20 protein-coding genes are annotated in these 23,020 nt (G+C 62.3%); 7 read left to right on the top strand and 13 right to left on the bottom strand.

Features of this window, described 5'->3' with window-relative positions; all coding sequences use genetic code 11:
* Positions 1-71: 71 nt before the first annotated feature.
* Complete coding sequence (locus BUB53_RS15680) at positions 72-1,358, top strand: ABC transporter substrate-binding protein (RefSeq protein ID WP_073035731.1); 1,287 nt, start codon at positions 72-74, stop codon at positions 1,356-1,358.
* 18 nt (positions 1,359-1,376) lie between these two features.
* On the opposite strand, the gene BUB53_RS15675 is transcribed toward BUB53_RS15680, so the two are convergent.
* From BUB53_RS15675 to hutI, 5 genes are read right to left on the bottom strand one after another with little or no spacing between them, the layout of a single operon-like run.
* Positions 1,377-1,784, bottom strand: coding sequence for a DUF1810 domain-containing protein (locus BUB53_RS15675; RefSeq protein ID WP_073035730.1), 408 nt, complete (start codon positions 1,782-1,784; stop codon positions 1,377-1,379).
* Complete coding sequence (hutU, locus tag BUB53_RS15670; protein WP_073035729.1) at positions 1,781-3,448, bottom strand: urocanate hydratase; 1,668 nt, start codon at positions 3,446-3,448, stop codon at positions 1,781-1,783. The genes BUB53_RS15675 and hutU overlap by 4 nt, the downstream gene beginning before the upstream one ends.
* Positions 3,445-4,239, bottom strand: coding sequence for an N-formylglutamate deformylase (gene hutG / locus BUB53_RS15665; RefSeq protein WP_073035728.1), 795 nt, complete (start codon positions 4,237-4,239; stop codon positions 3,445-3,447). Before hutG ends, hutU begins: the two co-directional genes overlap by 4 nt.
* Positions 4,239-5,774, bottom strand: coding sequence for a histidine ammonia-lyase (gene hutH, locus BUB53_RS15660; RefSeq protein WP_073035727.1), 1,536 nt, complete (start codon positions 5,772-5,774; stop codon positions 4,239-4,241). The genes hutG and hutH overlap by 1 nt, the downstream gene beginning before the upstream one ends.
* Positions 5,771-6,961 carry an imidazolonepropionase gene (hutI, locus tag BUB53_RS15655; protein ID WP_073035726.1) on the bottom strand — a complete coding sequence of 397 codons (1,191 nt, stop codon included), beginning with the start codon at positions 6,959-6,961 and terminating at the stop codon, positions 5,771-5,773. The genes hutH and hutI overlap by 4 nt, the downstream gene beginning before the upstream one ends.
* 79 nt (positions 6,962-7,040) lie before the next feature.
* On the opposite strand from hutI, the gene BUB53_RS15650 reads away from it, so the two are divergent.
* Entirely contained in the window at positions 7,041-8,405 is a 1,365-nt protein-coding gene (locus BUB53_RS15650; protein WP_073035725.1) for a formimidoylglutamate deiminase, read from the top strand.
* Positions 8,402-9,118 carry a GntR family transcriptional regulator gene (locus BUB53_RS15645; protein ID WP_073035724.1) on the top strand — a complete coding sequence of 239 codons (717 nt, stop codon included), beginning with the start codon at positions 8,402-8,404 and terminating at the stop codon, positions 9,116-9,118. The genes BUB53_RS15650 and BUB53_RS15645 overlap by 4 nt, the downstream gene beginning before the upstream one ends.
* A gap of 8 nt (positions 9,119-9,126) precedes the next feature.
* Here BUB53_RS15645 and BUB53_RS15640 read toward each other — a convergent pair whose 3' ends face one another.
* On the bottom strand, positions 9,127-10,572 hold the full coding sequence (locus tag BUB53_RS15640; RefSeq protein ID WP_073035723.1) for a mannose-1-phosphate guanylyltransferase/mannose-6-phosphate isomerase: 1,446 nt from the start codon (positions 10,570-10,572) through the stop codon (positions 9,127-9,129).
* Positions 10,573-10,650: 78 nt separating this feature from the next.
* Positions 10,651-11,997, bottom strand: coding sequence for a phosphoglucosamine mutase (glmM, locus tag BUB53_RS15635; protein ID WP_073035722.1), 1,347 nt, complete (start codon positions 11,995-11,997; stop codon positions 10,651-10,653).
* Positions 11,998-12,232: 235 nt separating this feature from the next.
* Between glmM and BUB53_RS15630 the strand changes: the two genes are divergently transcribed.
* Positions 12,233-13,579: a UDP-glucose dehydrogenase family protein gene (locus BUB53_RS15630; RefSeq protein ID WP_073035721.1), complete on the top strand. Its 1,347-nt coding sequence runs from the start codon at positions 12,233-12,235 to the stop codon at positions 13,577-13,579.
* Positions 13,580-13,586: 7 nt separating this feature from the next.
* On the opposite strand, the gene BUB53_RS15625 is transcribed toward BUB53_RS15630, so the two are convergent.
* Positions 13,587-14,786 carry a glycerate kinase type-2 family protein gene (locus tag BUB53_RS15625; RefSeq protein ID WP_229709573.1) on the bottom strand — a complete coding sequence of 400 codons (1,200 nt, stop codon included), beginning with the start codon at positions 14,784-14,786 and terminating at the stop codon, positions 13,587-13,589.
* Between the two features lie 83 nt (positions 14,787-14,869).
* The gene (locus BUB53_RS15620; protein ID WP_073035719.1) at positions 14,870-15,796 is read right to left on the bottom strand and encodes a histone deacetylase family protein; all 927 of its coding nucleotides are present in this window, start codon (positions 15,794-15,796) and stop codon (positions 14,870-14,872) included.
* A 98-nt stretch (positions 15,797-15,894) separates the two neighbouring features.
* Between BUB53_RS15620 and BUB53_RS15615 the strand changes: the two genes are divergently transcribed.
* The 3 genes from BUB53_RS15615 to rlmH all read left to right on the top strand — a co-directional run bounded on the left by BUB53_RS15615 (position 15,895) and on the right by rlmH (position 18,256).
* Positions 15,895-17,241: a mechanosensitive ion channel family protein gene (locus BUB53_RS15615; RefSeq protein WP_073035818.1), complete on the top strand. Its 1,347-nt coding sequence runs from the start codon at positions 15,895-15,897 to the stop codon at positions 17,239-17,241.
* 178 nt (positions 17,242-17,419) lie between these two features.
* A complete protein-coding gene (rsfS, locus tag BUB53_RS15610; protein WP_073035816.1) occupies positions 17,420-17,785 on the top strand; it encodes a ribosome silencing factor in 366 nt (121 codons plus the stop codon).
* Positions 17,786-18,256, top strand: a complete 471-nt coding sequence (gene rlmH, locus BUB53_RS15605; RefSeq protein ID WP_073035718.1) for a 23S rRNA (pseudouridine(1915)-N(3))-methyltransferase RlmH — start codon at positions 17,786-17,788, stop codon at positions 18,254-18,256.
* A 60-nt stretch (positions 18,257-18,316) separates the two neighbouring features.
* On the opposite strand, the gene BUB53_RS15600 is transcribed toward rlmH, so the two are convergent.
* The 4 genes from BUB53_RS15600 to BUB53_RS15585 all read right to left on the bottom strand — a co-directional run bounded on the left by BUB53_RS15600 (position 18,317) and on the right by BUB53_RS15585 (position 22,894).
* Positions 18,317-19,108 (bottom strand): amino acid ABC transporter ATP-binding protein, encoded by a 792-nt coding sequence (locus BUB53_RS15600; RefSeq protein ID WP_073035717.1) that lies wholly within the window; start codon positions 19,106-19,108, stop codon positions 18,317-18,319.
* A gap of 15 nt (positions 19,109-19,123) precedes the next feature.
* The gene (locus BUB53_RS15595) at positions 19,124-20,476 is read right to left on the bottom strand and encodes an amino acid ABC transporter permease (protein ID WP_073035716.1); all 1,353 of its coding nucleotides are present in this window, start codon (positions 20,474-20,476) and stop codon (positions 19,124-19,126) included.
* Position 20,477: 1 nt separating this feature from the next.
* On the bottom strand, positions 20,478-21,746 hold the full coding sequence (locus tag BUB53_RS15590) for an amino acid ABC transporter permease (RefSeq protein ID WP_073035715.1): 1,269 nt from the start codon (positions 21,744-21,746) through the stop codon (positions 20,478-20,480).
* A 128-nt stretch (positions 21,747-21,874) separates the two neighbouring features.
* Entirely contained in the window at positions 21,875-22,894 is a 1,020-nt protein-coding gene (locus tag BUB53_RS15585; protein ID WP_073035714.1) for an amino acid ABC transporter substrate-binding protein, read from the bottom strand.
* Between the last annotated feature and the right edge of the window lie 126 nt (positions 22,895-23,020).

The following is a 23,020-nucleotide window of genomic DNA, read 5'->3' as shown; positions in this document are numbered from 1 at the left end:
AAAATATCTTGCAATAAAGGTAAGTAAAAGTTTCACAATATGGTCAGTCGCAGGACAGAGGAACATTCGCAATGACTGAGAACTCCAAAGGCCCGTCGCGCCGCGTGGCGCTCAAGACACTGGCCGGAGGCGCGGCAGCCGCCGCCACCATGCCGCTTTGGGCGCGCTATACCCATGCCCAAAGCGCCGAACCGATCCGTATCGGGTTTCAGGTGCACCGTACCGGCATCGGTGCCGCTTATGGCCGCTGGTATGATCGCACGACCCAGGCTGCCGTGCGCCTGATCAACGAGGCCGGCGGCATCAATGGCCGCCCGATCGAAATCGTGGCCGAAGACGATGGCACCGATCCCAAGCGCGGTGCTGAGGTGGTGGAGAAATTCGCAACGCAACACAATTGCGATATCGGCTTTGGAACGCTGTTTTCGCATGTGGTGACGGGCTCGGCGCCTCGGGCGGGCGAACTGAAGCTGCCGTATTTTGTTGTGTCCGAAGGCCATCACGTGGCCAGCGGTATCCTGAACCGGTACACGCTTCAGCCCGGCATTACGGATGTGAAAAGTCAGGTTCAGGCGATGGCCCCGTTTGTCACGGAAAATCTGGGCAGGAAAGTCACGCTTATCTTTCCGGACTATGCCTATGGTCATGACCATCGCGATTTCTTCAGCGCCGCGGTCGAGGCGCAGGGCGGTGAGGTCGTGGCCAAGCTAGCCATCCCGCCGACCGAAACCTCGTTCACCAAGTACTTCCCGAAGATCCCGCGCGATACCGAGGTGATTTATCACGTCATGGTCGGTCCGGCCGTTCTGACCTTCGTCAAGGAAATGGGCGAATTCTTCGGGGGGCAGGGCCCGCAACTGTTCGGGTTCATCGACAGCCTCGAAGCCGTGGCCATTGACAGCCCCGGCCTTGAGTTCCTCGAAGGCACCCATTTCTGGGAGGGCATGCCGCGCCACGCGCAGCCCGATCAGACCGAATATGACAGGTTTTATCGTGAACAGGTGGGCGTGGACGATCGCGGCGCGTCGATCAGCGATCCCACAGATGTATCCACCTATGGCCATATGTTCGGATGCTGGGAAACGCTTTATGTCGTGAAGAACGGCATGGAGGCTGCGGGGTATCGGGGGCCACAGGACCGCGCCGCGCTGATCGAGGCCGTCGAGGCCATGACGACCATGCCGCATTCCAATGAACATCCTCAGGGCCCCAAGGTGTTCAACGGCAAGACCCATCAGGTCTTCGGTCAACAGTACATCTCGTGCGTCGAGAATGGCAATCTGGTCAAGGTCCATACCACGTCGATCGAGGATACCTTCTATCCCGACGAGGTGGACTACACCACGCAGCCGCTTTGATCGCGGTGCGAGGCGGCGTCAGCCAGTCATGGCCAGCGTCGCCTCGCAAGGCTTACCGTCGTAGAAGCCGTCCAGAACCTGCCCGAAAACCGGGTCTTCCCCCGCCTCACGAAACAGAGTCGCACAAGATCGCAGCTTGAGCGCATCAACCGGCCCGAGGATGGCCTCGGCTGGAGTGCCTGTGTGCTTCAGCATCGCGTGGCAGATCTCGATCAGGCGCTGTCCCAGTACCGGATGGGCCAGGTAGGCCCGTGCCTCATCCAGGTCGGCAATGCCATAGTGCTGCGCCGTGGGCGAGTGACCCAGGCCGCGCAATTGCGGAAAGATGTACCACATCCAATGCGATGTCTTGCGCCCCGCCCGGATTTCCTCCAGCGGGCGGGGCCAGACACGCGCCTGAGCGTCCGTAAAACGCTCAAGGCTCATTTCAGGATGCCGGGCAGGTTCAGCCCGTACTCGCGTGCGCAATCCAGAGCGATGTCATAGCCCGCATCGGCATGTCGCATGACACCTGTGGCCGGGTCGTTCCACAACACCCGTTCGATCCGGCGGTCGGCGTCTTCTGTCCCGTCGCAACAGATGACCATTCCCGAATGCTGGCTGAACCCCATACCCACGCCACCGCCGTGATGCAGGCTGACCCATGTCGCGCCGCTCGCCGTGTTCAGCAGCGCGTTCAGAAGCGGCCAGTCGCTCACCGCGTCCGAACCGTCCTTCATCCCTTCGGTTTCGCGATTGGGCGAGGCGACCGAGCCGCTGTCCAGATGATCGCGCCCGATCACCACGGGCGCCGACAATTCGCCGGTGCGGACCATCTCGTTGAACGCCAGCCCCAGTTTGTGCCGCAGACCCAGACCGACCCAGCAGATCCGCGCCGGCAATCCCTGAAACGCGATCCGTGCACGCGCCATGTCCAGCCAGTTGTGCAGGTGCGGATCGTCGATCAGTTCCTTCACCTTGGCATCGGTCTTGTAGATATCCTCGGGATCGCCCGACAGTGCACACCAGCGGAACGGCCCGATTCCCCGGCAAAAGAGCGGGCGGATACAGGCGGGCACGAAACCGGGAAAGGCAAAGGCATCTTCCAGCCCCTCGTCCTTGGCCACCTGCCGGATGTTGTTGCCATAGTCCAGCGTCGGAACCCCGGCGTTCCAGAAATCCACCATCGCCTGCACCTGCACCCGCATTGAGGCGCGGGCGGCCTTTTCCACGGCCTTTGGCTCGCTCTCCTGTTTGGCGCGCCATTCTGCCACGCTCCAGCCTTGTGGCAGGTAGCCGTGCACAGGGTCATGCGCACTGGTCTGGTCGGTCACGATATCGGGCTTCACGCCGCGCCGGACCAGTTCGGGAAACACGTCCGCCGCATTGCCGATCAGGGCAACCGATTTCGCCTCACCCGCCTTGGTCCAGCGGTCGATCATCTCCAATGCGTCGTCAAGGCTGTGGGTGATCTCATCCACATAGCGCGTGCGCTTGCGGAACTCTGCGCGGCTTTCGTCGCATTCCACGGCCAGACAACAGGCCCCGGCCATCACGGCCGCCAGCGGCTGCGCACCACCCATGCCGCCAAGACCTCCGGTCAATATCCAGCGTCCCGTCAGGTTGCCGTCGTAATGCTGGCGTCCGGCCTCGACAAAGGTTTCGTAGGTGCCCTGAACGATGCCCTGAGACCCGATATAGATCCAAGATCCTGCGGTCATCTGGCCGTACATCATCAGGCCCTTCTTATCGAGCTCGCTGAAGTGATCCCAGTTGGCCCAATGTGGCACGAGGTTGGAGTTGGCGATCAACACGCGCGGCGCGTCCTTGTGGGTGCGGAACACGCCCACCGGCTTGCCTGATTGCACCAACAGGGTTTCGTCCTCGTCCAGCCCTTTTAGTGTGGAAACGATCCGGTCGTAATCTTCCCATGTGCGTGCTGCGCGCCCGATGCCGCCATAGACCACCAGTTCATGCGGATTTTCCGCCACGTCCGGGTGCAGATTGTTCATCAGCATCCGCATCGGGGCCTCGGTCACCCAATGCTTGGCACTGATCTTCGCGCCGGTGTCGGGATAGATGTCTCGGGCGTTGTGACGAGGGTCGGTCATGTCAATGCTCCTTCAAGGGCCAGACGCTCCAGGCGGTGCAGGATGTCGGAAAGATGTGGGCGCAGGGCTTCGGCGCGGTCATGCAGATAGGGCCATGGCGCGGCTTCCTCCATGTAGGTGGACTGGGCCAGCTCCATCTGAATTGCGTGGATGCCCGTTTCGGGCTGTCCGTAGTGACGTGTGGTCCAGCCGCCCTTGAACCGGCCATTCATGATGGTGCTGTAACCCTGTGCCGCGCGGCAAACCTGTTCGACCGTCTCGGCAATGACGGGCGCGCAGGTGGCGCCGTTGTTCGTGCCGATATTGAAGTCGGGCAATGTGCCGTCGAACAGATATTCAATACGTGAACGTATGGAATGGCAGTCATACAGAATCGCGACACCATGCCTGGCTTTGACGCGGGCAAGTTCAGCCTCCAGTGCGGCATGATAAGGGGCATGCCATGTTTCGCGCCGATGCTCGACCTCGCCGCCAGACGGTGGCTGGGTCCAGATCGGTTCGCCCTCGAAATTCGTCAATGGAACAAGGCCCGTCGTATTCTGACCGGGATACAGGCTCTGCCCTGAAGGATCGCGATTGGCGTCGATCACATAGCGGTGGAACGTGGCGCGTACCGTGGTCACACCGGGCAGCAACCCGTCGTACAGTTTGTGAATATTCCAATCGGTATCGGCCAGCGCCTTGCCGCGGTCATTCAGTTTGTTGCGAATGTCCGTCGGAACATACGTTCCCGTATGCGGTAGTCCCAAAACCACCGGGCTGTCGCCCGAGACAATTTCGACGGGGTCCATCACATCTCTCCTATTTGCATGGTCAGCCCGGCGGCGGATACCAGATCGCCACCGCGCACCAGCGCTGCGGCGCTTTCCAGATCCGGTGCCAGATAACGGTCCGCTTCGATTGCCGGAATGGCCTCGCGCAGCCGCGCGATGACACGTTGCAGAGGCACGCTGGTTTTCAAAGGTGCCCGAAACCCGATGCCTTGTACGCCGCAAATCGCCTCGACCCCGAGGATCGCGTTCAGGTTCGCGTTCATCCTCGTCAGGCGTCGCGCCGCATGGGCCGCCATGCTGACATGGTCCTCCTGATTGGCGCTCGTGGGGGTGCTGTCGGTGGTGCAGGGATTGGCCAGATGCTTGTTTTCGCTCATCAGCGCGGCGGTGGTGACCTCGGCAATCATCAGGCCCGAGTTCAGCCCCGGGTCCGGCGTCAGGAACGGCGGCAGATCGAAGCTCAGGTTCGGGTCCACCATCAGCGCCACGCGGCGCTGCGCAATGGCGCCGATTTCGGAAATGGCCATGGCGATCTGGTCGGCGGCGAAGCCGACCGGCTCGGCATGGAAATTCCCCCCGGAGACGATGCGCCCCTCGCCGACCAGCACCAGAGGGTTGTCGGTCACGGCGTTCGCTTCGATCTGCAGCACGTCGCCCGCGCGGCGCAACAGGTCGATGGCCGCGCCGCTGACCTGTGCCTGACAGCGGATGCAATAGGGGTCCTGGACGCGGGCGTCGCCCTCGCGATGGCTCTCGCGGATTTCGCTGCCGTCCATTAGAGCGCGTTGCGCGCGCGCGGCGAAAATCTGCCCCGGATGGCCGCGCAACGTATGGATGTCATCCAGCAAGGGCGCGGTCGATCCCATGATCGCATCCGTCGAAAGCCCCGCTGTCACGATGCAGTTTTGCGCATTGCACCATGCCCCCCATAGCCCGACCAGCGCACAGGCGGTTGAAAACTGCGTCCCATTGATCAGCGCCAGCCCTTCCTTGGGGCCAAGAACGATGGGCTCCAACCCCGCGCGCAGCAGTGCCTCGGCGCCCGGCAGGCGGGCATCGCCGGCCCATGCCTCCCCTTCACCGATCATCACGGCGGCCATATGGGCCAAGGGGGCCAGATCGCCCGACGCTCCGACCGATCCCTGATCGGGCACGACCGGAATGACATCGGCGGCCAGCATCGCCTCGATCAACTCGATGGTCTGCCACGCCACGCCCGACGCCCCCCGGCCCAGTGACATCAGTTTCAGAACCATCATCAGGCGCGTGGTGGCCACATCGAGCGCCTCGCCCACTCCGCAGCAATGCGACAGGATCAGGTTGCGTTGCAGCGTGGCGGTCTGGTCGGCGGGAATCTTGACACTGGCCAGTTTGCCAAAGCCGGTATTCACGCCATAGATCGCCTGATCGCCCTCGGCGGCCTTGCGGACCAGATCGGCGGCGGCTTCGACCTGTGGGCGTACCATATGGTCAAGTATGGCATTGCGCCGTTCGCGCCAGATCGTTTCAAGCTGATCCAGTCGAACCGTTCCGGGAACAAGTGTCTCGGTCATTCCTTCCCTCCGAAAATCCGCCGATGCAGCGGGTTGAAGCCGATGCGGTATGCCAGTTCTGCGGGTTGCCCGACGTTCCAGATCGCCAGATCGGCCCGGTGCCCCGCAGCGACCTGCCCGCAATCGCTCAGCCCAAGGGCGCGGGCCGCGTTCTGGGTGACACCGGCAAGCGCCTCGGCAGGGGTAAGACCGAACAGGGTGCAACCCATGTTCATGGTCAGCAACAGCGAGGACAAAGGCGATGAGCCGGGATTGCAATCGGTGGCCAGCGCCATCGGCACGCCGTGCTTGCGAAAGGCGTCAACCGGCGGTTTTTGTGTTTCATGCAGCGTGTAGAACGCGCCCGGCAGCAATACCGCCGTCCCCCCCGATCGCGCCAGGGCTTCGGCATCCGCTTCATCGGCATATTCCACATGATCCGCCGACAACGCCCCGTACCGCGCGGCCAGTTGCGTGCCGCCCGACTGGCTCAGTTGTTCGGCATGTAACTTGACGGGCAATCCAAGGCGCTGCGCCTCCTGAAAGACGGGCTCGATTTGCTCGGGGGTAAAGGCGATCCCTTCGCAGAACCCATCCACCGCATCGACCAGCCCTTCGGCGGCCGCCTGCCGCAGGGCCGGGATGCAGACCTGTTGAATATACATGTCGGGATTGCCCTGCATATCCTGCGGCACCGCGTGCGCCCCCAAAAAACTTGTGCAGATACGAACCGGGCGGACCTGCTCGATGCGTCGCGCCACGCGCAGCATTTTCAACTCGGTCTCGACATCCAGCCCATAGCCCGATTTCACCTCGATCACCGAAACACCCTCGGCAATCAGGGCATCCGCGAACCGCAGTGCGCTGCGCAGCAAGTCATCCTCGCTGGCCGTGCGGGTGGCTCGCACGGTGGATACGATACCACCGCCCGTGCGCGCCACCTCTTCATAGCTGGCCCCGCCAAGGCGCATCTCGAACTCGCCCGCGCGGTCGCCGCCATGCACGATATGGGTGTGGCAATCTATCAGCGCCGGTGTGATCAGCCGCCTCTTCAGGTTTTCGCCTTGCAGGTCATGGGTGGTGGGCAAGTCCGCCTCGGGCCCGACCCACGCAATCCGGTCGCCTTCGATCACCACCGCGCCTTTTTCGATCAGCCCATAATCCGGGCCGTCGCACATTGTGGCTATTCGTGCGTTGCGCAGAAGCATGTCGAAACCTTGTTGATTTGCGAGTCGTTTGATGTCATTATGTCTAGACATAATAATTGCGTCAAGATGGGAGTTGGGGATGACACAAATCTGGGCTGAACAGGCGCTGTTGCCCTCTGGATGGGCGCGGGATGTGTGCGTCACGCTCGACACGTCCGGGCGCATCGCGTCGGTCGCGGCAGATCAGCCTGTCCGCGGTCATCGCACGGGCATCCTGTTGCCAGCCCCGGCCAATGCGCATTCGCACGCGTTTCAGCGCGCCATGGCCGGCCTGACCGAAGGGCGCGGCCCCGATCCGCGTGACAGTTTCTGGACCTGGCGCAAGCTGATGTATCGCTTTCTTGATCGGCTGGACCCGGATCAGGTGCAGGCCATTGCGGCCCTTGTGCAGATGGAGATGCTCGAAGCCGGGTACGCCACGAATGTCGAATTCCACTACCTGCACCATGCGCCGGGCGGTGTGCCCTATGACACCCTGTCTGAAATGGCACAGCGTATCGTGGCAGCGGCGCAGGATACGGGGATCGGCCTTACCCTGTTGCCCGTGCAATACCAGTTCGGCGGTTGTGACCGGCGTGACCTGACCGCGGGTCAGATCCGTTTTGGCAACGATCCCGAGCGTTTCGCGCGGTTGGTCGAAGACTCGCGGCAGGCGCTTGATGCGTTGCCCTCCGATGCGCGTCTTGGCGTGGCCCCGCACAGCCTGCGCGCCATCACGCCGCAGGATGTGAGCAGTGCGCCGGAACTGGCGCAGGGCGGGCCGGTTCACATGCATCTGGCCGAACAACTGGCCGAGGTCGAAGAGGTGCAGGGTGCACTTGGGGTTCGCCCGGTCGAATGGCTGTTGGACAATGTGCCTGTCGATGAAAACTGGTGCCTGATCCATTGCACACAGATGCAGCCTCATGAAACCGAGGGGCTGGCAAAGACCGGGGCCGTTGCTGGGCTATGCCCAATCACCGAATCCAGCCTTGGAGACGGGATATTCGACGGCGTTCGCTGGTTGCAGGCCGGTGGCCAGATCGCCGTGGGCTCGGATTCCAATATCCGCATCTCGATGTCCGAAGAGCTGCGCACGCTGGAATATTCCCAACGGTTGCGCGACCGGTCGCGCGCGGTTCTGGCCACGCCAGAAAAATCCACGGGCCGCCGCCTGTTCGATGCGGTCTGTTCAGGTGGGGCACAGGCCGCCGGGCGCGATAGCGGGGGGATTGCCGAAGGCGCGTTTGCCGATCTGCTGGCGCTGGATGCGGGGCATGTCGATCTGGCGGATCAACAGGGCGACACGTTGCTGGATTGCTGGCTATTTGCGGGCAGCGACGCGATGGTGCGCGATGTCTGGTCGGCGGGGCGTCATGTGGTTCAGGATGGCCGCCACCCTGCGCGCGACCGGATATTGCGCGACTACAGCCGCGCCATGAAACCTCTGCGCGAGGCCCTATGACCAAACACCATGTTAAAGGCTGGCAGGCCATTCAGGACGAGGTTCTGCGCCGTATTCATGCGCGCGAATGGCCCCCCGGCCATGTCATCCCGAACGAGGTGGATCTGGCGCAGGAATTCGGTTGTGCCCGTGCCACGGTGAACCGCGCCCTGCGCGCCCTGGCCGAAGAAGGGCTGCTGGACCGTCGCCGCAAGGCGGGCACGCGCGTGGCACTGCATCCGGTCACTCGAGCGACCGTCGATATTTCCGTTATCCGTCAGGAAATCGAAGAACGCGGCCAGCATTATGACTACCGCCTTCTGGCATGCGACGCCGCCAGCCCGCCAGCCCCGGTGCGGGCAACCCTTGGGGCCGGGTCCTCCCTGCATGTCACCGCGTTGCACAGTGGCGATGGCGCGCCCTATGTTTTCGAGGATCGCTGGATCAGCCTGAAAACCACCCCCGATGCCCGGAGTGCCGATTTCACCGGGATCAGTGCGAACGAATGGTTGTTGGCCCATGCGCCCTATACCCACGGGGATATCGCATTTTCTGCCGAAGCGGCCTCGGCGCAGGATGCCAGCCTGTTGAACACCGCAGAGGGTGCGCCGCTTTTCGTGGTCACGCGGACCACATGGGATCACGATTGCGCTGTCACCGCCGTGCGGCTGGCCTATGCCCCCGGATACCGGATTTATACCCGGATCGGAGCACAGAGCGACAGTGCCGGGTGAAATCCGGCTCAGCTATCGCTGTCGCGGGCATAGACATCCTCGTAGCGGATGATGTCATCCTCGCCCAGGTAGCTGCCGGTCTGCACTTCGATCAGAACCATCGGCACCTTGCCGGGGTTTTCCATCCGGTGCACGGCGCCAAGCGGAACGTAGACGGACTCGTTCTCGCTGACCAGTTTGACCTCTTCGTCAATGGTGACTTTGGCCGTACCGGACACCACGATCCAATGTTCGGCGCGGTGCAGGTGGCTTTGCAGGCTCAGGGCCGCGCCGGGTTTCACCACGATCCGCTTGACCTGAAACCGGTCGGACAGGGCCAATGTTTCGAAATACCCCCAGGGCCGATGATCGCGGGCAAAGCTGTCGGCCTGCGCCACGCCCTTGGCGCGCAATGTCTTGACCACCTGGCCCACATCCTGCGTGCGGCTCATGTCGGCGACCAGCACGGCATCGGGCATCGCCACCACCAGGGTATCCTTCAGGCCCAGACCGACCACTTCCAGCCCGTCGCTTTCCGAGCGCAACAGCGCATTCTCGCACTCGATCGCCGTAACCGGCCCCGAGGTCGCAACACCATCGCTGTCGACGCCGCTTTCCTGTTGAACCGCCGCCCAGCTTCCCAGATCCGACCAATGCCCCGTGAACGGAACGACCGACAGATTCCCGGCCTTTTCCATCACCGCAAAGTCGATCGAAATGCTGTCCGCCGTGGCCCATGCGGCAGGATCGAGGCGCAGGAAACCCAGATCGCTTTTGGCATCGTCAACCGCACGTTTCACCGGAGGCATAAGGTTGGGGGCGTGGTCCGCATAGGCGTCGATGATCGCCTGTGCCGAAAACAGGAAAATCCCCGCATTCCACAGAAAATTGCCTGCTTCGACCATACCTTTCGCGGTCTTGCCGTCCGGCTTTTCGACAAAGCGCAGCAATGGCTTGGCCATGCCCGAGGTGTCGGGCGCGCTTTCCAGTTCCAGATACCCATAGCCGGTTTCCGGATGCGTGGGGGCGATGCCGAAGGTCACGAGCCGCCCGCTTTCGACTGCGGCGACACCCGCCTGAATCGCCGCGTGAAAGGCCGGGGTATCCGGGATCACATGATCCGAGGGCGCGACCAGTAACAGCGCATTTGGATCGGTGGCCGCAACATGCAATGCGGCGGCCAGAACGGCAGGGGCGGTATTGCGGGCTTCGGGCTCGATCAGCACGGCACCGGGGTCGATCCCGACCTGGAGTAACTGTTCCGTCACCATAAAGCGGAAATCGGTATTCGTCAGCACGACCGGCGGTGCGAATTGCAGCGTTTCGGTGCTGCCGCTCAGACGTTTGGCGCAAGACTGCAACAGGCTGTCCGGCCCGGTGATACGGGCGAACTGCTTGGGATAGCCCTTGCGCGACAGCGGCCAGAGCCGCGTGCCGGACCCACCGCAAAGGATCACTGGTGTAATGGATTGCATGGCTGCCCGCTCTCGTAATTGACAGTCACAGTTAAACTGCATCGGAGTGATCAGGGCAAGCCATCGGCGCGGCCCCGTTTACGCTCGGCTTTCGCGCTCGACCGCTGTGACAACGGTGTTCAGCACACGATCCAGCAATGCGGGGTCCACGGCCTCGGCCATGACCCGGATCAACGGTTCGGTCCCCGATTTGCGGATCAGCAACCGGCCATCGCGGCCAAGGGTTTTCTCGGCTTCGGCGATCGCGTCCTGTACCGGGGCGGCCTCCAGCGGGGCCTTGCCCGGCTCGTAGCGCACATTGATCAGTTTTTGCGGCACGGGCTCGAACACGCGGGCCAGATCGCTGGCCTTGCGCCCGGTTTCCACCATGCAGGCAAGGAATTGCAACGCGCCGATCAACCCGTCGCCGGTGGTGGCGTAATCGGTCATCACGATATGGCCTGACTGTTCGCCACCAAGGTTGTGATCGCCGCTGCGCATTTCCTCGACTACATAGCGATCTCCGACCGAGGTGCGCTTGAGGTCGATGCCGCGATCGTTCAGGAACCGCTCGAGCCCCAGGTTGGACATGACCGTCGCCACAAGGGTATTCCCGGCCAGTCGCCCACCTTCGGCCCACCGCGAGGCGATCAGCCCCATGATCTGGTCGCCATCGGCCACCTGGCCCTTTTCGTCGATCAGAACCACCCGGTCGGCATCGCCATCAAGGCAGATGCCGATATCGGCGCGGGTCTCGATCACCTTCCTGACGGCTGCCGCCGGTTGGGTCGATCCGCAATTCTGATTGATGTTGGTGCCATCGGGTTCGACCCCCAGGGCGATCACCTCGGCGCCCAGTTCCCACAGCACCGCCGGGGCTGTCTTGTAGGCCGCGCCGTTTGCGCAATCCACCACGATGCGCAGCCCGTCGAGCCGCCGTCGTGACGGAAAGGTCGTCTTGGCATATTCCACATAGCGTCCGCGGGCATCCTCAAACCGCTTGGCGCGACCGATGTTTTCGGGCGCGGTCGGCGCGACGCCCTCGCTCATCAGGGCTTCGATGCCCGCCTCGGCCTCATCGCTCAGCTTGAAACCGTCGGGGCCGAAGAACTTGATGCCGTTGTCGCTGGCCGGGTTGTGGCTGGCCGAGATCATCACGCCCACATCGGCGCGCAGGCCATGCGTCAGGTATCCGATGGCCGGGGTCGGCATCGGACCCAGCAGGAACACGTTCATCCCCGTCGAGGTGAAACCCGCGGTCAGCGCATTCTCGATCATGTAGCCGGACAGGCGCGTGTCCTTGCCGATCACCACGCGGTGATCCTGCTTGTCGCGCCGGAAATAACGGCCTGCCGCCTCGCCCAGTTTCAGGGCCATCTCCGCTGTCATCGGCCAGCTGTTGGCGCGGCCCCTGACACCATCGGTGCCGAAAAGTTTCTGCGGCATAATCGCGATCCTTCATGGTCTGACCGGGTCAATGCCGTGCCCCGGATATTCGTTGTCTTTCCTTAGCCCCGCTGCGGGCTCGTGTCCAACACGTGCTGCATGTGGGGGGTGCAAAGCTGTGCAGCCGGGCCCACAGCCCCGCAGGATCGTATCCCATCGGCGTCGCCACGATTGACGCGCGTTCGGACGCACTGCATTAACGTCGCAGGGAAAGGTCAGTTAAAGGGTATGTGCCATGAAAATTGCCATGATCGGAACGGGCTATGTGGGGCTGGTATCTGGTGTGTGTTTCTCCGATTTCGGTCATGACGTCGTTTGCGTCGACAAGGACCCGAAAAAGATCGAGATGTTGGAACGCGGGGAAATCCCGATTTACGAACCGGGTCTCGACAGGCTTCTGGCCAAGAACGTCGAGGCCGGCCGGTTGTCGTTCACGCTGGATTTGCCGGGCGCCCTTCACGGGGCGGATGCGGTTTTCATTGCTGTCGGCACGCCCACGCGGCGCGGGGACGGTCATGCGGACCTGAGCTATGTGATGGCCGCCGCCGAGGAAATCGCGCGTATCGCGGACCACTATATCGTGATCGTCACCAAATCCACGGTTCCGGTCGGCACCAACCGGCAGGTCAAGCAGGCGGTCAAAAAGGCGAACCCGAAGCTCGATTTCGATGTCGCCTCGAACCCGGAATTCCTGCGCGAAGGCGCGGCAATCGACGATTTCATGAAGCCCGACCGCGTTATCGTCGGCGTTCAGACCGAGCGCGCCGCCGAGGTCATGGCCGAAATCTATCGCCCGCTGTATCTGCGCGAGTTTCCGATCCTCACGACCGATCTGGAAAGCGCCGAGATGATCAAATACGCGGCCAACGCCTTTCTGGCGACCAAGATCACCTTCATCAACGAAATCGCCGCCTTGTGCGAACGCACCGGCGCGGATGTCAAACAGGTGTCGCAGGGGATGGGGCTGGATGGCCGCATCGGCAAGAAATTCCTGCATTCCGGTCCTGGTTACGGCGGCAGTTGCTTTCCCAAGGACACCCGCGCGCTGGCCCGGACGGGGCAGGAATACGGTATCCCGATGCAGATCACCGAAAAGGTCATCTCCGTCAACGAAGAGATCAAACGCCGCATGATCGACAAGCTGCTCGATATGTGTGACGGCACGTTCAACGGCAAGACCATCGGCGTTCTCGGCGTGACCTTCAAACCCAATACCGATGACATGCGCGAAGCCCCGTCACTGACGATCATCCCCGCGCTTGTGGGCGGCGGTGCCAAGGTCAAGGTCTGCGATCCACAGGGCCGCCACGAGGGCGAAACCCTGTTGCCCGGTGTCCATTGGATCGACGATCCATACAAATGCACGCACAAGGCCGATTTGCTGGTCATCCTGACCGAATGGAACGAGTTCCGCGCGCTCGATCTCAAGCGGATTGCCCGCAAGATGGCCTCGCCGCGGCTGGCCGATCTGCGCAACATCTATTCGGTCAAGGACGCAAAACGCGCCGGGTTCGAAGCCTATGAAAGCGTGGGCCGCGCCGGGTTCCTGAAAGAACCGTCCGAGGGTGACACCGGCGGCTGAGACCCGTTCAACGCTCCGGTGAAATCAGGATGGCGCGGAAATCGTTGACATTTGTCAACGTCGGGCCGGTGACAACCTGATCGCCGATGGTTTCGAAAAACCCATGCGCGTCATTGCGCGACAGGGCCGTTTCCGGGCTGCATTCCGCCTTTGACGCTTTCGTCAGGGTCTCGGGGCCGATGATGGCGCCCGCCACCTCGGCGGCGCCGTCCACACCGTCGGTATCGCAGGCGATGGCGTGGATGCCCGATGCCCCGTCTAGGGCGATGGCCATGGCCAGCGCGTATTCCGCATTCGGCCCGCCCACGCCGTCGCCCCGGCGGGTGACGGTCAACTCCCCGCCCGACAACAGCAAGACAGGCGCATCGTCCGGCGTCAGGGCCGCCTTCAACTCCAACGCAAGCGCAGCATGGTCAGACGCCAATTCGCGCGCTTCCCCTTCCAGGGCATCGCCGAGGATACGCACGTTCAGCCCCGCATCACGCGCGATCTGTGCCGCCGCTTCGAGCGATTGCGAGGGCGCGGCATAGATCACGTTTTCCACGTTCGACAGGCGCGGATCGTCAGGGGCGACAACGCCGCTCTGCCCCTCCAGCACGTCGCGCACCGATTGCGGGGCTTCGATATCGTACCGTTCCAGAATGGCCCGAGCATCGTCCGGGGTGCTGGCATCGCCCACCGTCGGGCCCGATCCGATCATCTCCGGATCGTCCCCTGGCACGTCGGAAATCATCAGCGCCAGCATCCGCGCAGGATGAGCCGTGGCCGCCAGTTGCCCGCCCTTGACGCGGCTCAGATGCTTGCGCACCACGTTCATCTGTCCGATCGGCGCGCCCGAGGCCAGAAGCCCCTGATTGACGGCCTGTTTTTCCTCCAGCGTGATCGCGCCTGCGGGCTGCACCAGCAGCGCCGACGCCCCGCCCGAGATCAGCGCCAGCACCATATCGTCCTTGCCCAGAGTCCCGACCAGATCCAGCATCCGGGCGGTCGCGTTCATGCCCGCTGCGTCCGGCACGGGATGCGCGGCCTCGACGATCTCGATGCCCTGACAGGGCCGGGCATAGCCATACCGGGTAATCACCAGCCCTTCGCAGGGGCCATAGACCTGCTCGACCGCCTCGGCCATGCGCGCGCTGGCCTTGCCTGCGCCGATCACCACCAGCCGCCCGTCCGGGCGCGGGGGCAGGGCGCGGTGCAGGCTTTGCATCGGGTCGGCCACCTCGACCGCACGGTCGAACAACCGGCGCAAAAGACCCTCGGGGGCGTCAACGGAAGCTGTCCCAACCACGATCAGCCACCCCGCTCGATCAGAACATCCACATGTACCGCCGCGCAGCGGGCAAGCGCCTCAAGATTGTAGCCGCCTTCCATGCAGGACACGACGCGCCCCTTGCAATGCGCATCGGCCAGATCGCACAGGCGGCCCGTCAGCCATGTGAAATCACTTTCGTCCCACTGCAACTCGGCCAGCGGATCGTCCCTGTGGGCATCGAACCCGGCGGACAGGATCAGCAATTCGGGGGCGAAGGTTTCGAGCGCCGGAAACACCTTTTCCTCATAGGCCCTGCGCTTGGTGGCGCCATCCGAAGCCGGGTCCAGCGGCAGGTTCAGAACATTGCCATGCGCGCCGCGCTCGTCTGCCGTGCCGGTGCCGGGCCAGAGCGGAAACTGGTGCGAGGATACGAACAAGCTGCGCTTTTCCGACCACAGCAGATCCTGCGTCCCATTGCCGTGATGTACGTCGAAATCCACCACGGCGACACGGCTCAGCCCATGACGCTCCATCGCGTGGCGCGCGGCGATGGCTGCCGTGCCGAACAGGCAGAACCCCATCGTGCGCTCGGTTTCGGCGTGATGGCCGGGCGGGCGCGTGGCGACAAAGGCATTGTCCACCTCGCCCCCAAGCACCAGATCGACGCCCTTCAGCGCGCCACCGACCCCGCGCATCGCCGCATCGAACGATCCCGGCGACATCCATGTGTCGGCATCGAGCTGCACGATTCCCTCATCCGGTTCCGCACTGCGCACCCGCTCGATATGCGATTGCGGATGGACGAGGCGCAGATCGTCCTCGCTGCCCATCGGGGCTTCGAACCGCTCCAGTGTCTTGCCGTTGAGTGCGGCCAGAACATGCTCCAGCCGGGCGATTTGCTCGGGGTGCCCGTCCGGGGTGCGGTGTCTCAGGCAATCGATATGGGTAATCAGCGCGGTCGTCATGAAGCCTCCGGGTGGTTTGCAGGGAAAATGAGCGTGAAATGTACCGCTTGTCCAGTGCAGGCTTGTTGGAAACGCGCACCCGTGCAAATCTTGGGACAATGGGAAACGATATTCTACAGGCCCCGCACGAGATCGCCTTCAGTCTCTGGGAGCAGGCACAGTTCTTTATCGCGGGCCTGATGCGGCCCTGGAATGCCTATCAGGTGGCTATTGCCATCGGCCTGTTCATTGCGGCACATTTTCTGGCGCGGCTGTTGGGGCCGCATGTCCATGCATGGATGCGTGCCCGCGAAGGTTGGCCGAAATGGCGGATGCGCTTTCTGGTGATGCTGCATCGCCGTTTGCGGCTGATCTTTTTCGTGCTGTTGATCTGGCCCGCCGTCTGGATCATGCAATCGGCGACATGGCCCAGCCGGTCCTATCTGCTGGAGATACTGGCCAGCCTTGCCCTGGCATGGCTGATCATCACGATCGTCACACGGTTCATCGTCAACGGGTTCATCCGCACCATGGTGCGCTATGTGGCGTGGACATGGGTCACCCTCGGCATACTCGGGTTGACGGACGAAACGCAGCGCCTGCTCGACAGTGTCGCCGTCGAACTGGGCGATATGCGCCTGTCGCTTTGGGTGATCCTTCAGGCGATTACCGTGATCGCGGTGTTGATGTTCGGCGCGCGCTTCGTGTCGCGCACCACCGCCGCGCAGATACGCCAGAACAAGGAAATTTCGCCCTCCATGCAGGTGCTTGCTGTCAAGTTCCTGCAAGTGCTCCTGTACGGTGCGGCGTTCTTCATCGGGTTGCGGGCCGTGGGGGTGGACCTGACCGGCCTTGCGGTCCTGTCCGGCGCCATCGGCGTGGGTCTCGGTTTCGGCCTGCAAAAGGTGGTGTCGAACCTCGTGTCGGGGGTGATCCTGCTTCTGGATCGCTCGATCAAACCGGGCGACGTGATTTCGCTCGGGGAAACCTTCGGCTGGATCAATTCCCTTGGCGCGCGCTATGTGTCGATCACCACGCGCGACGGCAAGGAATACCTGATCCCGAACGAAGACCTGATCACCGGGCAGGTCGTGAACTGGTCGCATTCCAACGATTACGTGCGGCTGGATATCTATTTCGGCACGGCCTATACCGACGATCCCCACACCGTGCGCCGTATCGCCATCGACGCCGCCAAAGGGGTCGAGCGGGTGCTGGAATTCAAACCGCCCGTCTGCCACATCGTCGGGTTCGGCGACAGCAGCGTGGATTATATCCTGCGATTCTGGATACGCGACCCCACCGGCGGGCTGACCAACATACGCGGCAATGTCTATCTGGCGCTCTGGGATGCGTTTCAGGAACACGGTATTTCCATCCCCTTCCCGCAGCGCGAGGTCAGGATGCTGGAAGGGTCCACACTTGAAACGCATCGGGCCGGCGCTGCCTCTTCCACGGCTGACTGAACGGGCGCGATCCGGCGCGCGCTTATTTGTGCCATACGCGTTTATTGAAATGTCACGCGCGTGTTGCTACCTTTGAACCATGCCCGGCACCGGGGCAGATCGGTGTGCAACGAAGGAGGACTATGTCCTGTCTTTTACGGCTGATGCGGCTGGGGCCGCTGAACAAGGGGTGTCGGTTATGACCCCCGTCAAGGACGTGACAAGCGAAGTGCAGCTTGACCGCATCCTTTCCTCGCTCGATGATGACAAGGCCGAAGACGTCGTGCAGATCGACCTGCGCGGGAAATCCGCGTTGGGCGATTTCATGGTGATTTGCTCAGGCCGGTCGTCGCGGCAGGTGTCGTCGATCTCGGAAAAGCTGGCCGACAGGCTCAAGCAGGAGCTCGGCATTCTCTGCAAGGTCGAGGGCAAGGAGGCCGGCGATTGGGTGCTGATCGACACGGGCGATGTGATCGTCCATGTCTTCCGCCCCGAGGTGCGCGAGTTCTACCAGCTTGAAAAGATGTGGCTGCCCGCAGGGCAGGCTGCCTCCGCCGACAGCTGAATGCGCGTCCATATTTGCGCCGTGGGCCGGTTGAAACCCGGCCCCGAGCGCGATCTGATCCAGGATTATCTGACCCGTTTCGATCGTTCGGGCCGCGCCCTCGGGCTGGGCCCCGTGCAGATGCACGAGGTCGAAGACCGCAAGGGCGGCGGCATGGCGACCGAGGCCGCCTTGCTGTCGCGCAGCCTGCCCAAAGGCGCGCTGACGGTCATGCTGGATGAACGCGGCAAAACGCTCAGTTCCCCGCAATTTTCCGATCACCTGGCCGGGTGGCGCGATGCCGGGCGCGGCGACGTGGCCTTCGTGATCGGCGGCGCCGACGGGATCGCGCCCGATCTGCGGGCGCAGGCGGATTTCAAACTGTCCTTCGGTGCGATGGTCTGGCCGCATATGTTGGTGCGGGTGATGCTGTCCGAACAACTGTATCGTGCGGCATCGATTCTGGCTGGCAGCCCCTATCACCGGGCCTGAGGCCCCATGAAAAATGCGCGGCCCGCCGGACCGCGCATCGCATTTTGAAATTTCCGGAACTCAGTGTCCCAGAATCTGGCTGAGGAACAGCTTGGTCCGGTCCGATTTCGGATTGTTGAAGAACTCTTCGGGTTCGTTCTGCTCTACGATCTGGCCCTGATCCATGAAGATCACCCGGTTGGCCACCTGCCGCGCAAAGCCCATCTCGTGGGTGACGCAGAGCATGGTCATGCCTTCCTCTGCCAGTTCGATCATGGTGTCCAGAACCTCCTTGATCATCTCGGGATCGAGCGCCGAGGTGGGTTCGTCGAACAGCATGATCTTGGGCCGCATGCACAGGCTGCGCGCAATGGCCACCCGCTGTTGCTGCCCGCCCGACAACTGGCCGGGATACTTGTTGGCCTGTTCGGGGATTTTCACCTTTTCAAGGAAATGCATGGCCGTTTCCATCGCTTCCTTGCGGGGAACCTTCCGCACCCAGATGGGCGCCAGCGTGCAGTTCTCCAGAATGGTCAGGTGCGGGAACAGGTTGAAGTGCTGGAACACCATCCCGACCTCAGACCGGATCTTGTCGATGTTCTTGAGGTCGTTCGACAACACCGTGCCATCCACCGTGATGCTGCCCTTCTGGTGTTCCTCCAGCGCGTTGATACAGCGGATCAGCGTGGATTTCCCCGATCCCGACGGCCCGGCGATGACGATCCGCTCGCCTTCGTAAACCGTCAGGTCGATGTCGCGCAGCACATGGAACGCGCCATACCACTTGTTCATGTTGTTGATTTCGATAGCGACGTTATCCGAGACCTGCATCCTGGAGCGGTCGATATTACGATCAGTAGCCAGCTCTGACATTGGCGTGATCCTTTCTTAACGATGTCCGGTCTGAAGCTTGCGCTCCAACCACATGGAATAGCGGGACATGCCGAAGCAGCAGATGAAGAACAGCAGCGCGATGAAAGCGAAAAGCTCCCAGTAGATGCCGTTCCATTCCTGATTGGCACGGATACTCTGCGACAGGCCGATCGGGTCCAGCAGGCCGATGATCGACACCAGCGTCGTGTCCTTGAACACGCCAATGAAGGTCGACACGATGCCGGGGATCGAGATTTTCAGCGCCTGAGGCATGATGATCAGCCGCTGTGCCTGCCAGTAGTTCAGGCCAAGGCTGTCGGCCCCCTCGTACTGGCCCTTGGGCAGTGCGGCCAGGCCGCCGCGGATCACTTCGGCCATATAGGCCGAGGCAAACAGCGTGACCATGATCATGACCCGCATGATGATGTCGAAATTCGTGCCCGGCGGCATGAAGTAGTTCAGCAGAACCGACGCCACGAACAGCAGCGTGATCAGTGGCACACCCCGGATGAATTCAATGAATCCGACGCACAGCGTCTTGACGATCATCAGGTCGGACTGCCGGCCAAGCGCCAGCACGATGCCGATGGGCAGCGAGATGCCGATCGCGACCACGCCGATCAGGATCGACAGCATGAAGCCCCCGAATGCACGGCTTTCGACCACCGGAAGGCGGATCGGGATGATGTCTGCGAACAGTCCGGCGACGGGCCCCGACAGGAACAGCCACCATACGAGCGCCACGACAGCCGCCGCGATGATCGAGCCAAGCGCACCAAGCGTGGATTGCCCGTATTTCGCGATCCCGAACAGCAGGGCAAACCCGACAGCGGTCATCACCGGCACCCAGAGCGTTCCGCCCCACAAAAGCCAGGGCATCAGGAACGGGTAGGCCGCCGTCACCACCAGCAACTGGCGCGGCACACGGCCGAACAGAACCGGGGCCAGCGCCACGAACAACAGGATCAGCGCAAGGTTGGGCCGGAAATAGGACGGCAACCAGCCCTCGGGGGGTGGGGTGCTGACCGTTGCGCTGGGATAGGCCGGATAGGGCGGATAGAACCCGTACAGCAATTGCAGCCAGCGGTCCTTGATCACCGCCCAACAGGCATGATGCGTGTCGCCCCATGTTGCGTTCATGATCTCGCGGCACTCGGTCAGCGATCCGGCGTTCCAGACCGATTGAAAGGTCCACGGGATCACGCCCGATAGCACGTAATAGATGAACAGGATCGACAGAACCGTCAGCGTGGAGTTCAGCCAGCCCGAGAACAGGTTCTCGCGCATCCAGCCGATCACGCCGATAGAGGTTGCCGGTGGCGCCTGTTCTGGCAGCATTTCGGTGCGGACAAAGGAATGTTCAGACATCTTACCGCTCCACCAGTTTGACACGATTGTTGTAGAGGTTCATCACCCCCGAGATCAGCAGCGAGATGATCAGGTAGATCAGCATCAGGAACAGCATGCATTCCATCTCGCGCCCCGTCTGGTTCATGGTGACCCCGCCAAGCGTGCCGGTAATGTCGAAATACCCCACGGCAATCGCCAGCGAACTGTTCTTGGTCAGGTTCAGGTATTGCGAGATCAGCGGCGGCACGATCACCCGCAGCGCCTGCGGCAGCACCACAAGGCGCATGATCCGCCCCTGACGCAGCCCAAGGGCCGCGGCGGCTTCGGTCTGGCCGTGACTGATGGCCAGAATGCCGCCCCGGACGATCTCGGCGATGAAGGCCGCCGTATAGAGCGACAGTGCCAGCCACAACGCGATCAGCGAGTTGCGCATGTAGATCCCGCCGGAAAAGTTGAACCCTTTCAGTTCGGGATAGCCCAGGTGAAACCCGAGGGCGATCAGCAGGATCATGGTCGGGATGACGATGATGCCAAGGTTGATATACCACGTCGTCGGGCGCACGCCGGTGGCGTTCTGGATGGCCTCGGCACGCGCCGTGACCTTACGCGCGGCAAAGATCGACAGGCCCAGAACGATCAGGAATGCCAGGAAATCCAGCGATACATCCATGCGCAGGCTGGATTGCCCGAACAGGTGAATATCGCCCAATGAGCGCGAGAACAGCGGCTCGGGCACGTAAAAGCCCCGGTTGGTCAGCGCGACACTGTCGAATATCTTCATGGTGGCGGCGGGGTCTTCGCCCCGGAACGCGCTCGGCATCGGCAGGCTTTCGATCAGGATCGCCATCGACAGGACGATCCACAACAGCACGGGGATGTTGCGGAACATTTCCACGTAGACGGTCATGATCTTGGCCACCAGCCAGTTCCTGGACAGGCGCAGCACGCCCACCATAACGCCGATGATCGTCGCCGTTACACAGCCCATCGCCGCCACGATCAGGGTGTTGATCAACCCGATGAAAGAGGCGCGCAAATGCGTGTCCTGATTGTCGTATTCCAGCAGGTGCTGGTTGATGTCATAGCCTGCGGCATCGGTGAAGAAACCGAACTGGATCGGTTTGCCGAGCGCCGCAAGGTTCTGGATCGTGTTGTTGATCAGCCAGGCTGCCAGCAGCATGAAGCCCATCAACGCGATGATCTGGATGGTCATCGAGCGGTACCGGGTGTCATACAAAAGCATGGACAACCGGAACGACTCCTTGGGAGGGTCGGTGTATGTTGTCATATGGGGTTCCCCGTCTGTCGGCCCGGTCCGGTTGTTGTGCGGCTGCCGTTCTGGCGCCGTGGGCCGATCGTTTGGTCCGGTAATGCGAGAAGGGCGCGGGTTGATCCGCGCCCTTCATCGGTTCAGGTTTAGCGGAAGGGCGGCGAGTATAGCAGGCCGCCATCTTTCCATTGGGCGTTCAGGCCACGAGCCAGACCCACCGGCGTGTTCTCACCGATGTGCTTCTCGAACAACTCGCCATAGTTGCCACCGGCCGAGATCGCCTTGACGGCCCAGTCGGCCTCCAGGCCCAGCATCTCGCCCAGGTTGCCCTCGGTGCCGAGGATACGGTTGACCTCGGGGCTGTCGGTGCCGTTCGAGGCCATGTCCTGAATGTTGGCCGAGGTGATGCCGAATTCTTCGGCAGCGATCAGCGCGTTCAGGGTCCAGCGAACGATGTCGCCCCATTCCTGGTCACCGTGGCGCACCAGCGGGCCAAGCGGCTCTTTCGAGATGATTTCCGGCAGAATCACATGCTCTGTCGGGTTCTCGAAGGTAGCACGCGTCGCGGCCAGGCCCGATGCGTCGGTGGTGTAGGTGTCGCACGCACCGGCCAGGTATTGTTGCTGGCCTTCGGCGTTGGTTTCGATCGGAACCGGCTCGTATTCCATGTCGTTCGCACGGAAGAAGTCCGCCAGGTTCAGCTCGGTCGTGGTGCCGGTCTGGATGCAGACGGTCGCGCCGTTCAGTTCCTTGGCCGAACTCACGCCAAGCGATTTGGACACCATGAAGCCCTGACCGTCATAATAGTTCACGCCGATGAACTCGTTCTTCAGGTCGACGTCACGGCTGAGCGTCCAGGTGGTGTTGCGGGCCAGCAAGTCGATCTCGCCCGACGACAGTGCGGTAAAGCGTGTCTTGCCGGTGGTCGGCACGAATTCCACGGCCGACGCATCCCCAAGTACAGCGGCCGCAACAGCGCGGCACACAGCGACGTCAAAGCCCTGCCATTCGCCGTTTGCATCGGGCGCCGCAAAACCGACCAGGCCGGTGGTCACGCCACAGTTCAGCTTGCCACGCGCCTTGATGTCGTCCAGCGTCGCGGCACCAGCCACACCAGCCGTCAGGCCGGCGACAGTCAGCGCGCCAAGAAATACGGTTTTTTTCATGTTTACCTCTTCCTGATTATCCACCCTTGTCCGGGCGGTTCATCCAACCTCTTTCGGGTCGGGGCTATACTGTAAAAAGGGTTAGTCCCCCCTCAGTAATAGCGATTTTGTCTGGATTCATAACGA

It is taken from the genome of Roseovarius pacificus (genome assembly GCF_900142665.1).
GTDB classification, from domain to species: Bacteria; Pseudomonadota; Alphaproteobacteria; order Rhodobacterales; family Rhodobacteraceae; genus Roseovarius; species Roseovarius pacificus.
Note: the sequence above shows the minus strand (reverse complement) of the source record. Positions and strands in the feature narration are given on the sequence as shown.

Bases quoted from the DNA above. Each gene is read 5' to 3' on its own strand.
- BUB53_RS15680 (WP_073035731.1), top strand. From the start codon at position 72: ATGACTGAGAACTCCAAAGGCCCGTCGCGCCGCGTGGCGCTCAAGACA.
- BUB53_RS15675 (WP_073035730.1), bottom strand. From the start codon at position 1,784: ATGAGCCTTGAGCGTTTTACGGACGCTCAGGCGCGTGTCTGGCCCCGC.
- hutU (WP_073035729.1), bottom strand. From the start codon at position 3,448: ATGACCGACCCTCGTCACAACGCCCGAGACATCTATCCCGACACCGGC.
- hutG (WP_073035728.1), bottom strand. From the start codon at position 4,239: ATGGACCCCGTCGAAATTGTCTCGGGCGACAGCCCGGTGGTTTTGGGA.
- hutH (WP_073035727.1), bottom strand. From the start codon at position 5,774: ATGACCGAGACACTTGTTCCCGGAACGGTTCGACTGGATCAGCTTGAA.
- hutI (WP_073035726.1), bottom strand. From the start codon at position 6,961: ATGCTTCTGCGCAACGCACGAATAGCCACAATGTGCGACGGCCCGGAT.
- BUB53_RS15650 (WP_073035725.1), top strand. From the start codon at position 7,041: ATGACACAAATCTGGGCTGAACAGGCGCTGTTGCCCTCTGGATGGGCG.
- BUB53_RS15645 (WP_073035724.1), top strand. From the start codon at position 8,402: ATGACCAAACACCATGTTAAAGGCTGGCAGGCCATTCAGGACGAGGTT.
- BUB53_RS15640 (WP_073035723.1), bottom strand. From the start codon at position 10,572: ATGCAATCCATTACACCAGTGATCCTTTGCGGTGGGTCCGGCACGCGG.
- glmM (WP_073035722.1), bottom strand. From the start codon at position 11,997: ATGCCGCAGAAACTTTTCGGCACCGATGGTGTCAGGGGCCGCGCCAAC.
- BUB53_RS15630 (WP_073035721.1), top strand. From the start codon at position 12,233: ATGAAAATTGCCATGATCGGAACGGGCTATGTGGGGCTGGTATCTGGT.
- BUB53_RS15625 (WP_229709573.1), bottom strand. From the start codon at position 14,786: ATGCAAAGCCTGCACCGCGCCCTGCCCCCGCGCCCGGACGGGCGGCTG.
- BUB53_RS15620 (WP_073035719.1), bottom strand. From the start codon at position 15,796: ATGACGACCGCGCTGATTACCCATATCGATTGCCTGAGACACCGCACC.
- BUB53_RS15615 (WP_073035818.1), top strand. From the start codon at position 15,895: ATGGGAAACGATATTCTACAGGCCCCGCACGAGATCGCCTTCAGTCTC.
- rsfS (WP_073035816.1), top strand. From the start codon at position 17,420: ATGACCCCCGTCAAGGACGTGACAAGCGAAGTGCAGCTTGACCGCATC.
- rlmH (WP_073035718.1), top strand. From the start codon at position 17,786: ATGCGCGTCCATATTTGCGCCGTGGGCCGGTTGAAACCCGGCCCCGAG.
- BUB53_RS15600 (WP_073035717.1), bottom strand. From the start codon at position 19,108: ATGTCAGAGCTGGCTACTGATCGTAATATCGACCGCTCCAGGATGCAG.
- BUB53_RS15595 (WP_073035716.1), bottom strand. From the start codon at position 20,476: ATGTCTGAACATTCCTTTGTCCGCACCGAAATGCTGCCAGAACAGGCG.
- BUB53_RS15590 (WP_073035715.1), bottom strand. From the start codon at position 21,746: ATGACAACATACACCGACCCTCCCAAGGAGTCGTTCCGGTTGTCCATG.
- BUB53_RS15585 (WP_073035714.1), bottom strand. From the start codon at position 22,894: ATGAAAAAAACCGTATTTCTTGGCGCGCTGACTGTCGCCGGCCTGACG.